General features: G+C 72.1%; 11 protein-coding genes. 4 read left to right on the top strand and 7 right to left on the bottom strand.

Annotated elements, in window-relative coordinates; all coding sequences use genetic code 11:
* The first annotated feature begins 1 nt into the window (after position 1).
* Positions 2 to 1,846 (top strand): biotin carboxylase N-terminal domain-containing protein, encoded by a 1,845-nt coding sequence (locus ACSHV8_RS18365; protein ID WP_436534667.1) that lies wholly within the window; start codon positions 2 to 4, stop codon positions 1,844 to 1,846.
* A 130-nt stretch (positions 1,847 to 1,976) separates the two neighbouring features.
* Positions 1,977 to 3,176, top strand: coding sequence for a cytochrome P450 (locus ACSHV8_RS18370; protein ID WP_436534669.1), 1,200 nt, complete (start codon positions 1,977 to 1,979; stop codon positions 3,174 to 3,176).
* Here the strand turns inward: ACSHV8_RS18370 and ACSHV8_RS18375 are convergent.
* The gene (locus tag ACSHV8_RS18375; RefSeq protein WP_436534671.1) at positions 3,141 to 4,508 is read right to left on the bottom strand and encodes an MFS transporter; all 1,368 of its coding nucleotides are present in this window, start codon (positions 4,506 to 4,508) and stop codon (positions 3,141 to 3,143) included. The two genes, ACSHV8_RS18370 and ACSHV8_RS18375, sit on opposite strands and share 36 nt — an antisense overlap.
* 123 nt (positions 4,509 to 4,631) lie before the next feature.
* Between ACSHV8_RS18375 and ACSHV8_RS18380 the strand changes: the two genes are divergently transcribed.
* Positions 4,632 to 4,973, top strand: coding sequence for a hypothetical protein (locus ACSHV8_RS18380; protein ID WP_436534673.1), 342 nt, complete (start codon positions 4,632 to 4,634; stop codon positions 4,971 to 4,973).
* Between the two features lie 11 nt (positions 4,974 to 4,984).
* On the opposite strand, the gene ACSHV8_RS18385 is transcribed toward ACSHV8_RS18380, so the two are convergent.
* From ACSHV8_RS18385 to ACSHV8_RS18405, 5 genes are all read right to left on the bottom strand, one after another.
* On the bottom strand, positions 4,985 to 5,653 hold the full coding sequence (locus ACSHV8_RS18385) for a potassium channel family protein (RefSeq protein WP_436534675.1): 669 nt from the start codon (positions 5,651 to 5,653) through the stop codon (positions 4,985 to 4,987).
* Positions 5,646 to 6,902 (bottom strand): TrkH family potassium uptake protein, encoded by a 1,257-nt coding sequence (locus tag ACSHV8_RS18390; RefSeq protein WP_436536812.1) that lies wholly within the window; start codon positions 6,900 to 6,902, stop codon positions 5,646 to 5,648. Before ACSHV8_RS18390 ends, ACSHV8_RS18385 begins: the two co-directional genes overlap by 8 nt.
* 85 nt (positions 6,903 to 6,987) lie before the next feature.
* On the bottom strand, positions 6,988 to 7,599 hold the full coding sequence (locus tag ACSHV8_RS18395; RefSeq protein ID WP_436534677.1) for a TetR/AcrR family transcriptional regulator: 612 nt from the start codon (positions 7,597 to 7,599) through the stop codon (positions 6,988 to 6,990).
* A gap of 78 nt (positions 7,600 to 7,677) precedes the next feature.
* A complete protein-coding gene (locus tag ACSHV8_RS18400; protein ID WP_436534679.1) occupies positions 7,678 to 8,904 on the bottom strand; it encodes an FAD-dependent oxidoreductase in 1,227 nt (408 codons plus the stop codon).
* Positions 8,905 to 9,005: 101 nt separating this feature from the next.
* The gene (locus ACSHV8_RS18405) at positions 9,006 to 9,947 is read right to left on the bottom strand and encodes a hypothetical protein (protein WP_436534681.1); all 942 of its coding nucleotides are present in this window, start codon (positions 9,945 to 9,947) and stop codon (positions 9,006 to 9,008) included.
* Between the two features lie 271 nt (positions 9,948 to 10,218).
* On the opposite strand from ACSHV8_RS18405, the gene ACSHV8_RS18410 reads away from it, so the two are divergent.
* Positions 10,219 to 11,178, top strand: a complete 960-nt coding sequence (locus ACSHV8_RS18410) for an endonuclease/exonuclease/phosphatase family protein (protein WP_436534683.1) — start codon at positions 10,219 to 10,221, stop codon at positions 11,176 to 11,178.
* On the opposite strand, the gene ACSHV8_RS18415 is transcribed toward ACSHV8_RS18410, so the two are convergent.
* The gene (locus ACSHV8_RS18415) at positions 11,166 to 12,761 is read right to left on the bottom strand and encodes a methyl-accepting chemotaxis protein (RefSeq protein ID WP_436534685.1); all 1,596 of its coding nucleotides are present in this window, start codon (positions 12,759 to 12,761) and stop codon (positions 11,166 to 11,168) included. The genes ACSHV8_RS18410 and ACSHV8_RS18415 overlap by 13 nt on opposite strands.
* Between the last annotated feature and the right edge of the window lie 37 nt (positions 12,762 to 12,798).

The raw sequence follows: 12,798 nt of genomic DNA on the forward strand, positions 1-12,798 counted from the left end.
GTTGAAGACCGTTCTGGTGGCCAACCGCGGCGAGATCGCGCTGCGGGTGTTCCGTACGGCCCGGGCCATGGGCCTGCGCACCGTCGCCGTCCACACCGACCTGGACGCGACCGCGCCGCACGTGCGGGCGGCCGACGTCGCCGTCCGGGTGCCGTCCTACCTCGACGTCGACGCCGTCGTCGACGCGGCCGTGCGCACCGGCGCCGACGTGGTGCACCCCGGCTACGGTTTCCTGTCCGAGCGGGCCACGTTCGCCGCCGCGCTGGAGAAGGCCGGCGTCGCCCTGGCCGGGCCCAGTTCGGCGGTGATGGAACGGATGGGCCGCAAGGATGCGGCCCGCGAGGTCGCGGTGGCGGCCGGGGTGCCGGTCGTGCCGTCGTACGGCATCGACGAGGATCCGACCTCGTTCACCTATCCGGTCCTGGTCAAGGCCGCGGCCGGCGGTGGCGGCAAGGGCATGCGGGTCGTCCGCACGGCCGGCGAGCTCCCGGAGGCCGTCGCCGCCGCGAAACGCGAGGCGATCGCCGCCTTCGGCGACGACACGATGCTCATCGAGAGGTACGTGGAATCCGGGCGCCACCTGGAGGTTCAGGTGATGGGCGACCGGCACGGCACCGTGCTGCACCTGTGGGAACGTGACTGCTCGACGCAGCGCCGCCACCAGAAGGTCCTCGAAGAGGCGCCGGCCCCGACCATCGACGAGCCGACCCGGGAACGGCTCACCGGGGCGGCGGTCGACCTGGCCCGCGAGGTCGGCTACGTCAGCGCCGGGACCGTCGAGTTCCTGCTCGACAGCGCCACCGGCGAGTTCTACTTCCTGGAGATGAACACCCGGCTGCAGGTCGAGCACCCGGTCACCGAGGCGATCACCGGGCTCGACCTGGTCGGGATGCAGCTGCGGATCGCGGCCGGGGAACCGGTCGGCCTGACCCAGGACCAGGTGCGGCGCGACGGGTGGGCGATCGAGGCGCGGGTGTACGCCGAGGACGCGTTCGGCGGGTTCCTGCCGCAGGCGGGCACGGCGACGTACGTCCGCTGGCCGGCCGGCGCGCGGGTCGATCACGCCCTGGAGTCCGGGCAGGTCGTGTCCACCTCGTACGACCCGATGCTGGGCAAGGTGATCGTGCACGGGCCCGACCGCGAGGCGGCCCGGCTGGGGTTGATCGCGGCCCTCGACGAGACCGTGGTGCTCGGGCTGACCACGAACACCGGGTTCCTGCGGGCGCTGCTGGCCCGGGACGAGTTCCGGGACGCGGCGATCGACACGGCCTGGCTCGACAAGCACGCCGTGCCGCCGCCCGGAGCGGACGACGCGCGACTGCTGGCGGCCTGGGTCCAGGCCGCCGAGCTGCGGTCGGGCCCGGCCGGGCCGTTCGCGGCGGACGGCTTCCGGCTGAGCGGGCCGGCCCGGCCGCCCCGCATCGAGCTCGACGAACCGGTCGTGGTCGGCCCCGATTCGGTGCGCGAGCTGGCCCGTAGCGTCGAGGCCGGCGTGGTCCGCCTCGAAACCAGACGGGCCGTGGCTTTCGTCCGGCTCGATCGGGGCGGGGCCGAGGTCGTCCACCAGGGGCAGCGGCACGTCTTCCGGCGGCCCGACCCGGTCGCCGACGCCGCCGGCGCGACCGGTGACGGCAGTGTCGTGTCGCCGATGCCGGGCACGGTCACCGACGTGCGGGTCACCGAGGGCCAGGCGGTCGCCGAGGGTGACGTCCTGGGGGTCATGGAGGCGATGAAGATGGAGCTGACCCTGCGCGCCCCGTACGCCGGAACTGTCACGGCCGTCGGCGTCCACCGTGGTGACCAGGTCAAACTCGGCGCTCGCCTGTTCGAGGTCACCGCCGGATGACACGGGGTCCGCTTCACGCGTCAACGGTGTGAACTCGCGTCGTTCGGTGGACCGCGGCGCGAACCCGGTCGTAGGTTCATGCGGGGCGCCGGCGACCCGTCCGGCGACCCGCGCCGCCGAGAGGACTTCGATGACCGTCACCGACATCCTGTCCCCCGAGTGTCTCGACGATCCCGTTCCGGTGTGGAGGGCGCTCCGCGACACCCAGCCCCTGAATTTCCATGCGGGCATGAACGCGTACGTGATCAGTCGTTACGAGGACGTCGATCGCGCCTTCAAGGACCCGGTGTTCACCAGCGACAACTACGCCTGGCAGCTGGAACCGGTGCACGGCCGCACGATCCTGCAGATGAACGGGCGCGAGCACGCCATCCACCGGCGGCTGGTCACGCCGGCGTTCCGGGGCAGTGAGCTGGCCGCCCGGTTCGTCCCGGTGATGCGGGCCAACAGCCGCGAACTGCTCGACGGGTTCCGGCGCACCGGCGAGGTGGATCTCGTGGACGCGTACACCACGCGGTACCCGATCAACGTGATCGTGGACATGCTGGGCCTGCCCAAGTCCGACCACGTCCTGTTCCACCGCTGGTACACCGCGGTCATGGGATTCCTGGCCAACCTCACCCAGGACCCGGAGGTGACCGCGCGCGGCATGGCGACCCGGGAGGAGATGCGGTCGTACCTGTTGCCGCGCATCGCCGAACGGCGCGCGGCGCCCGGCGACGATCTGTTGTCGGTGCTGTGCACGGCCGAGATCGACGGCGAGCAGATGACCCCGCTGGAGATCAAGGCGTTCGTCAGCCTGCTCCTGGTCGCCGGCGGCGAGACCACCGACAAGGCGATCGCCAACATGATGCTCAACCTGATCCGCCACCCCGACCAGATGGCGATGGTCCGCGCCGACCGGTCTCTCATCGCCAACGCACTGGCCGAGACGCTGCGGCACTCACCCCCGGTCCAGATGATCATGCGGCAGCCGGCCGAGGACGTCGAACTCTCCGGCGGCACCGTCCCGGCCGGCGCCACCGTGGTGTGCCTGATCGCCGCGGCCAACCGCGACCCGCGCCGCTACACCGACCCGGACCGCTTCGACATCACCCGCGGCGACCTGGACTTCGGCCGGGCGTTCACGGCCGCCGCCAACCACACCGGGTTCGCGCTGGGCCGGCACTTCTGCGTGGGCGCCATGCTGGCCCGCACCGAGGTGGAGATCGCCGCCAACGACCTGCTCGACGCCATGGACGACATCGAACTGGCCGAGCCCGCGGCGCCCGCGGGCCTGTTCACCCGCGCCCCGTCAACTCTGCGCCTGCGATTCCGCCCCACCGCCTGACCCGAGGGCGGCTTCCGCGTCCTGGCGGTAGGTGTGGCGACCGCGGAGAACGATCAGGCTGCCGACGGCCAAAGGCAGAAGCACCACGGTGTACGCCCATCGCAGTGAGCCGGTGGTGTCCGAGGCCAGGCCGATCAGCCACGGGCCGAGCGCGCCGCCGAGCGTGACCACCAGCTGCAGCACCGCGAAGCCCAGGCCGCGGCGGTGGGCGGCCACGACGTCGGCGTTGGCCGCGGTCAGGTTGGCGATGGCCGCGGCAAAACCGGCGTTGGCCAGGGTGAAGCAGACCGCCTGGGGGGCCAGCACCGGCACGCTCACCGCGCCGGCCAGGAAGACCGTGCCGACCAGCAGCGACAGGCCGCCGATGGTGACCCGGTGCTGGTGGCGGCGGTCGCCGAGCCAGCTGCCGGTCAGGATCCCGGCGACGATCCCGACCAGCCCGGCACCGCCGCCGACGGCCGCCGCCGAGGCCTCGGGCAGGCCGAACTCGCGGGCGTAGAACGACGGCATCCAGAAGAACAGGCCACCGAGACCGAAGAACAGGATGCTCAGGCCGGTGATCACCGAGCGCAGCGTCCGAATGCGCAGCAGCGCGACGATCTGCGCCCGCATCGGAACCTCCGGCTCGGGCACCGGGGCCTCCACGGTGGAGTCCTCGCGGTACCACCGGGCCAGCTGGTCGCCGATGCCCCGCACCGGTTCCCGGACGGTCAGGACCAGCACCGCGATGACGATGCCGGGCACCGCGACCAGGAAGAACCCGGTGCGCCAGCCGAGGGTCTGCGCGAGCGCGCCACCGGCGATGACGCCGATCGGCAGGCCGGCGAAGTAGGCCATCCGCTCGTAGCCGTAGGCGCGGGCCCGCCCCGGACCCGGATACAGATCGCCGAGCAGGCTCGACGACGGCGGATTGTAGAGCTGACCGGCCGCGCCGAGCAGGACCCGGACCAGGAACAACGTCATGTAGGAACCGGCCAGCCCGGTGCCGACGGTGAGCAGCGCCCAGACCGCCACGACGGCGGCGATGGTCCAGGTGCGCTTGCCGGTGTCGGCCAGTTTCCCGGCCGGCAGGAGCAGGATGATCGCGGCGATCGCGCCGGCCGTGGCGATCGCGCCGCCCTCGCTGTCGCTGAAGCCGAACTCCTCCTGGATGGTCGGCAGCGCGCCGGCCAGCAGGTTGTACTCCACCCGGTCGATCGCGGCGACGAGCGCGACGCAGATCGCCGGCCACCAGCCGAACGGCGCCCCCGCGCCCCGCCGCACGGCGACCGGCGGGCGTCCCGGATAGGCCGCCACCGATCTGATCTGCTCGGACTCCCCGGTGACCGCCATCGTCGCACCGTACCGTTCGGAAACGGCGTTCCGCTAGAGGATACGCGGTTTCGACTCTGCGAGGATGGGTGCGGGAGGGCGATCCGGATGCGTACGCGAATAATTGTTTTGATCTTGGCATTGGTGGCCGGAGCGGGACTTTTCCTCGCCGGGCGGGCGACCGTGCGGCCACCGGCCGACGACGGGAGCTATGCCGACGGCGTGCGGGACGGTCGGGCGCTGCAGGCCACGATCGGCCGGGCCGCCGGTGACAGCGAGATCTTCCGGGACGGGTACGAGGCGGGGGCGAACGACGCCTTCGGCGGGTACGACGGCGGGTGGAGTTACGACACGCCGTACGCGATCGTGCTGGAGAACGGCGGTTCCGGGATCACCTACCGCATCAGCAGCCGGGTCGAACTGACGCCCGGCGTCGACTATCGACTCTGCTCGGACGAGCACCGAATCTGCCCGGTCCCGCGCTGACGGCGCGGCGCTCAGGTGGCCGCCGCGAATGCCTCCACCTTGGCGGTGTCGCCGGCGACGATGAGGACGCAGCCGTCCGGGACGACCGTGTCCGGGGTGGCGTAGGCGAACTCCTCGCCGGGGCGCTTGGTGCCGACGACGGTGATCCCCCACGTGCCACGCAGGGCGAGATCCCGCAGCGTGCGGCCGGCCGCGCCGCGCGGGGCCCGGACCTTGGCGATGGCGAAACCGTCGTCGAACTCGATGTAGTCGAGCATCCGCCCGGTGATCAGGTGCGCGACCCGCTCCCCCATCTCGGTCTCGGGGAAGATCACGTGCTGCGCGCCGACCGAGGACAGGATCTTGCCGTGCTTGACGCTGGTCGCCTTCGCCCAGATCTCCGGCACGCCGAGCTCGGTCAGGGTCAGCACGGTCAGCACACTGGTCTCCAGGTTCGTGCCGATGCCGACGACCGCGCGCGGGAACTCGTGCACGCCGATCTGGCGCAACGCGTCCTCGTCGGTGGCGTCCACCTCGACGACCTGGGTCAGCCGGTCGGACCAGTCCTGCACGATGCGCGGATCGGTGTCGATGCCGAGCACCTCGTAGCCGAGGTCGAGCAGGGACGCGGCGACCTGCCCGCCGAACCGGCCCAGCCCGATCACCACCACGTTGTCGCCGCGTGCGCTTCGGTCAGCCAACGAGGGGCCTCTCTTCCGGATAGCGGTACAGCCGGCGGCGGGTGTTCAGGGCGATCGCCGTGCCGACGGTGATCGTGCCGACCCGGCCGACATACATCAGGACGACGAGCAGGACCTGCGCCGAGGACGGCAGATCGGCGGTGACCCCGGTGGACAGGCCGACCGTGGCGAACGCGGACGTGACCTCGAACAACGCCCGGTCGAAAGGCACACCGTCGGTGAGCGCATCCAGGGCCAGGGTGCCGGTCGCGACCAGGGCGACACCCATCAGGGCCACGGTGATCGCCTGCCGTTGCGTCTCCTCGGCGATCCGGCGGTGCTGGATGACCACGTCCGGTTCGCCGCGCAGTTCGGCCCAGATCACGTACGCCAGCAGCAGGAACGTGGTTATCTTGATGCCGCCCGCGGTGCTGGCACTGCCGCCGCCGATGAACATCAACCCGGTCGTGACCGCGGTGGTCTCGCTGTTCAGATGTCCGAGGTCGACGGTGTTGAACCCGCCGGAGCGCGTCATCACGTCCTGGGTGAACGCGGCCAGCACCTTCGCCGGGGTGCCGAGCGGGCCCAGCGTGCCCGGGTTGCGCCACTCGAAGACCAGGAACGTGACGAACCCGAAGACCGACAGAAGCACCGTGCCCCACACCGTCAGCCTGGTGTGCGTGGACCAGGTGCCCGGGCGGCGCCACTCGCGGGCCAGCTCGAACAGCACCGGGAAACCGATCGACCCGGCCAGCACCCCGAAAATCAGGGGCAGGCAGATCCACGGGTCGGCGACGAACCGGACCAGGCTGTCGGGGTAGAGCGCGAAACCCGCGTTGTTGAACGCCTGAACGGCGTGGAAGACCGCCTCCCAGACAGCACGGCCCGGCGAGTAGTCGTAGGCGAGCCAGAACCGGACCGTGAGCACGGCCGCGATCGCGGTCTCCGAGACCAGCATGACCGCGGCCACCCGCAGCAGCACCGCGCCGATGTTGCCGCCGGTGAGTCCGGCACTCTCGGCCTGTGCCAGCAACCGCCCCCGCAGTCCGAGCCGGCGCGACACCAGCAGGCTGAGCAGGGTGGCGAGGGTCATGATGCCGAACCCGCCGATCTGCGACAGCACGGTGAGCAGCACATGCCCGAAGGTGGACCAGTAGGTCGGGGTGTCGACCACGGACAGCCCGGTGACGCAGACCGCCGACGCCGCGGTGAACAGCGCGGTGACCAGCGGCGCGTGCCCGGCCTCGGCCCGGGCGGCCGGAAGCATCATCAGGCCGGTCCCGACCACGATCGCGCCCAGGAACGCCAGCGGCACGATACGGCTCGGATACTGCCACGGCGATCGCACGAAACGGTCATACCCTCGCAGCGCCGGAACCACCCGGCGCGGCGAGGGAGCGCAGGAGTTCGGCGGCGGCGGCCCGGGCCCGCTCCGCAGTGAGATCGAGCTGGGCCAGCAGACTCTTGAGGAAGCCGATGATCAGCACGACGGCCGCATCCGGGTCGAGGTCGGCGCGGAACTGCCCCCGATCCCGCCCGGCCTCCAGGATCGCCCGCAGAAACCCGGCCCACGCCTCGTCGCTGACCAGCAGGATGTCCCGGAGCACCGGGTCACGGCCGGCCCGGGCGTAGCACTCGTTGAGCACCACGAGCTGGTCACGATCGGTCTCGAAACGGCGTAGCACGTGCTCCAGATGGCGAGCGAGCGCCACCGCCGGATCGTCCTCGGAGGTTCCGGCCGGCATCCGCTCCAGCGTGCCGACGACGTCCCGGACAACCGCCGCCACCAGTGCTTCCTTCGAGGGGAAGTAGTAGTGCAGCGTCGCGATGTTGATCTCGACCCGGTCGGCGACGTCCCGGACCCGCAGACCCTCGAACCCCAGGGCCGCGATCGTGTGCTGAGCGGTCGTGATGATCTGCGCCCGGCGCTGCTCGCCGTCACCTGCTGTCCGCCGCTTGGCCGGCATCCCGCCCCCATGTTCCCCATCAGCTGCTTGATGGCAGCCTAGGCGGCCCCCACCGTCCAGGGCGCCCGGGGGCTCGGCTCAGCGGTGCAGGGCGGCGGCCAGTGGGGTGGCAAGCCTGGTGAGCAGCGAGAGGGCCGGATGCGCGAGCCGCCGCTGCCACACGATCGGTTGCATCGACACCCGGACGGCCTCGCCCGCATACGCGGTGAGGCCGCGCTCGTACTCATGCACCGCAACCGGAATCGTCGTGCGCCCCTTGACCGCGCCGGCCAGGTGCTCGGCCAGCAGATCGGCGTCCCGGATGGCCGTCGCGGCGGCCCGGCCGCCGGTCGGCGGCATGGCGTGCACGGCGTCACCCAGGCCGGTGACCACGCCCGACGCCCACGGCGTCAGGTGCGCACCCGGGTCGCAGGCGTGGTAGCGGAACGTGCCGACCGTCGCCCGGTCGGCCGCCGCGACCACGTCCCGCATCACCGGCGACCAGCCTTTCAGCAGCGCGACCGCCGCGTGGACAGCGGCGTCCGGGCCGCTCTTGCGGGCGTCGGGCAGACGGTCGAGCGGCACGTTGACACCCCAGTAGACGGCCGACGACTCGGTCACCGCCGGACTGTCGGCGCCGAGGCCGGGGTCCAGCGCGGCCCCGGCCTCCACGTCGAACAGTGTGAGGAAGGTGCCGATCCCCCCGGGCCCGACGCCGAGCACCGAGCCTCCGGCCAGCACGTCGGGCAGCCGCTCACGGATCGCCGGGGTCAGTGGTGTCCGCCCGGCGATGCCCCCGATCCCGATCGGCGCCGAGGTCGGGCGGCCGGCCAGTGCCGCGGTCACCCGGGACGTCGAGCCGTCGGCGGCCACCAGCAGATCACCGTGATCCTCGGTGCCGTCGGCGAAGTGGGCCGTCACCGTGCCGTCGGGGTGCGTCTCGTGCCGCACGTACTCACTCCCCCAGCGGATGGCGTCGTCCAGCCCGCGGGCCAGCAGCACGCGCAGCCCGACCCGGCCGACGAGCAGCATCTCCTGGTCGAGGGGAATCTCCTTCTTGGCCAGCACGCGCATCCGATGGTCGGCGAAGAAGAACCACCGGTGTGCGGCGTGGCTCGGCGAGCTCGCCAGCAGTGCCTGGAAGGACGCGGGCGGAAGGTGCCGCCGCAGGATCGCGCAGGCGGTGTCGTCGAGGTGCAGCTGATATCCGGCGGTCGCCTCGGCGCGGGCGTCCCGCTCGTGGACCACGACGTCGATGCCCGCACCGCGCAGGGCCTGGGCCAGGGTTAGGCCACCGATCCCGGCCCCGATAACCACAACTCGCATGTCCACTCCTCGAAGGTCGTCGTCCGGCCTGACCAACGTTACCCATCAAGCAGTTGATGGAGAAGAGCGAGTGACCCAGGCAACACGCCACGGCCAGGCGATCAGAGAAGAGCTATCTGTCCGGGCAACGGCCCGTCGTCGAGGTCCCCGTCCAGCCGCCACAGCCGGAGAAGATCCCCCGCGCGATCCCGGGTCAGCCACCGCCCCGGCCGCTCACCACCCACGATCGACCCGGCGCCACCGCCCGGATACCGCACCCGGGACCGGCACCGCAGGCTGTGCGCGGACAGAAGCAGATGCTCCGAGGCATCCCCTGACCACAGCGACACCAGGACGAGCTCCTCGGTCAGGAAGAGCGTCCACGAGTCGACCTGCCCGTCGGCCAGCTCGGGCGGCAGGTCCGGCAGATCCCCGAGGTGCCGATGCACGAGCACGGACTCGGTGGCGACATCCCGTATCGAAAAAAATCCTTCGGTGTCGGCGGTCAGATACCGCGCGCCGCTCGGGCTCAGATCGGCCAGATCGTCGCCCCGCAGCGCCCGCAGGTCGATGCGCCCACCGGTCAGCCCGATCAGCACCCCCGGCGACGGATCCGGAGACAGCAGCACCAGACCGGTCCGGGCGATCGCGGGCCGGTGGATGAACCAGGCGAATTCCGGACCGGCCAGCGCCCGACGATCGATCTCCTCCCCAGTGGCGGCGTCGACCGCGAGGAGCTGCTGGGCCGCCGCCACATGCACCCAGAGCACACCGTCGCGGTCGAGATGGAAGCGCGGCGACTTTCCGAAAGATCGCCGCCAGCGCACACCGCCGGCGTGGTCGAGAACGACCACTTCCTGCTGGTCCCCCACGGCGACGAAGCTCGGCGAGGCGGCCGCCCGGAGGCAGATGGGCACCGGGACCCGGCCGGCCGTTCTCAGGTCATGATCGAGCAGCCGGACCGTCGAGGTCGCCGGCTCGGTCACGATCCAGCCCACGCCGGGCGCCGGGCCGACGTCCCGCGCCCCGGGCACGCGGATCTCGTTGATCAAGGATGGCCGCACGACGGAACGATACGACCAGGGTCCGACACTTTCACCGGCAGGAACATTCAAACCCGATTTCGGCGTACGGACCCCGAGCCGTCCACTCCAGCGTGATTCCCGCCCGCCCGGGCGCCGCCGCCCCGGCCGCCCCGGCGACCGCCCCCGACGCGCCGTGACCTGGCCCGGGCCGTCCCGCCTGCGACGGCGCCCGGGCCTCGGAGCGGTGAACTGCCCGCCGTACGCAAAGCCTCCTGGTAGTTCGGTTGATGATCTTGGCTATGGTGACGCGATGAGCGTTGCCGTCGCGGTCACCCAACCCACCCCCACCCGGCGCCGCGTGCGTCTGGCGGTCGTGGCGCCGGTGGCCGTGGCCGCGGTGCTGAGCCTGCTGCTGCTGGCCCACCGATGGGTGCCCGGCGCGGTCGGTTCCGGGCTGGACAGCACGCTGCCCTGGCTGGCCGGGCCGGCGCTGGTCCTGCTGGTCGTCACGGTCCTGATGCGCCGGCCCGCGCCGATGGTCGCGGCGCTGGTCCCGGTGCTGGTGTGGGCGCTGATGTTCGGGCCGAACCTGACCGACCGGGCCGAGGCCGGCCACCGTGACCTGCGGGTCGCGTCCCTCAACCTGGGCGCGGCGGTGGTGCGGGACGCCCTCGATCCGGTGATCTCGGCCGGGCCGGACCTGATCGTCCTGCAGGAGATCACCGCGGCCAACCGGCCGACGGTGACGGCCGAGCTGCGCGACGCGTACCCCTATCGGGTCAATGCCGGCACGGTCGCGGTGTTCAGCCGCCTGCCGCTGACCGACACCGAGCCGGTCGACATCCAGATCGGCTGGACCCGGGCGTTGCGCACCACCGTCACCACGCCGGCCGGTCCGATCCGGGTCTACGCCGCGCATCTGGCCTCGGCCCGCGCCGGGCGCACGGCCGGCCGCAACCGGACGCTCACCGCACTGGCCGGTGTGGTCCGGGCCGATCCGGCGCCGCGGCTGCTGCTGGCCGGGGACCTGAACACCGCGACCACGGACCGGCAGTTCGACGTGCTGGCGCCGCTGACCGACACCCAGCAGGAGGCCGGCGCCGGTTTCGGGTTCACCTGGCCGGCCCGCCTGCCCCTGGTCCGCCCGGATCACCTGCTGCAGCGTGGCATGACGACCCGGCACGCGTGGGTCCTGAACGCGCCCGGCAGCGACCATCGGGCGGTGCTGGCCGATCTGGACAGCACCGGCCGCACCGGTCAGACCCGGTAGGCGGCCACCGTCGCCTGCAGTTCGGCCGCGGTCCCGGCCAGTTGCGCGGCCGTCTGCTGTGTCTCGGTGGCGCCCTCGGTGACCTGCCGCGACGCGTCGGCCACCATCGCGATGGTCTCGGCGATGCTCTCCGAGCCCTCGGCCGCGTGCCCGACGCTGCGGGAGATCTCGGCCGTGGTCGCCGTCTGCTCCTCGACGGCCGCCGCGATCGTCGTCGTGTAGTCGTTGATGGTGGCGATGACCTGCCCGATCTCCCGGATGGCGGTCACCGCGGTGCCGCTCTCGGCCTGGATCGCCTCGACCTGGGTGGTGATCTCCTTGGTGGCCCGGGCGGTCTCCTCGGCCAGGTCCTTCACCTCGGAGGCGACGATGGCGAAGCCGCGCCCGGCCTCCCCGGCCCGGGCCGCCTCGATGGTGGCGTTGAGTGCGAGCAGGTTGGTCTGCTCGGCGATCGAGGTGATCAGGGCGACGACCGTGCCGATCTGGGCCGACGCCTCGCCGAGCCGGGCCACACTGGCGTCGGTGGACGCGGCCGCGCGGGCCGCGTCCGCGGCGACCCCGGCCGCCTCGTTGGCGTTGGTGGCGATCTCCCGGATCGAGGTGCCCATCTCGTCGGCGCCGGCCGAGACCGTCCGTACGCCGTGCGACACCTGCCCGGCCGCCTCGGAGACCGAGCCGACCTGCACGGACGTCTCCTCGGCGGACGCCGACAGCTGCGCCGACACCGCCGACAACTCCTCGGCGGCCGAGGTCAGCAGCTCGGAGCTGGTGTTGATCCGCCCGACCATGCCACCCATCGCCTCCGCGGTCTCGTTGAGCGCCTGGGACATCCGGCCCACCTCGTCGTCGCTGTCCACGGGCACGCGGGCGGTCAGGTCGCCCCGGGCGATGCGGTGCAGCGCGTCCACGCACCGCGACAGCGGTTTGACGATCAGCCGGGAGATGGCCCCGGCCAGGGCCAGCCCGAGCAGGGTGCTGACCGCCAGCAGGGCGATCACCAGGCGTTTGGTCGACTGGTAGCGGTCCTCGGCGACCTGCTCGTCGGCGGCGCCGGCCCGCACGGTGAGGTCGGCCAGCGTGGTCAGGTCGTCGCGGACGGCCGTCATCACGGTGGCCAGGTCACCGGCGCGCAGCCGGTTGAGCGCGGCCCGGTCGCCCCGGGCGGCCAGCGGCAGCACCCGGGAGTCGGCGAGGTCGCCGAACTTCTGCCAGTCCGATCGGAACGACGCGACCGACGCCTGGGCCTCGGCGCCGAGCGGGTACGCCTGATACGCGGTCACGAACTCGGTGACCTGCTTCTCGGCGGCGCCGAGGGTGGTGGTGGCGGTGGCCCGCTCGCCGGCGTCGGCCGCCAGCAGGTAGTCGTCCATGGCCAGCCACGACCGGTTGACCGCGGACCGCAGGTTGCCGATGGTGTTCAGCTCGCCGTTCATCCGGTAGCCGATCTTGACCTGCTGGTTCGTGGCGCTCAGCTGGTCCAGCGAGTACAGGCCGTCGGCCATGCCGAACAGCGTGACGACGCCGACCGCCACCATGATCTTCGTGCCGACCCGCCGGTCGGTCAGCAGTCGTCGCGCGCCCACTCGTGCTCCCCAGGTCGACCGTCCTTACCGAGGAGCC

Source organism: Actinoplanes sp. HUAS TT8 (assembly GCF_051380535.1).
In the GTDB taxonomy this organism is placed as follows: domain Bacteria; phylum Actinomycetota; class Actinomycetes; order Mycobacteriales; family Micromonosporaceae; genus Actinoplanes.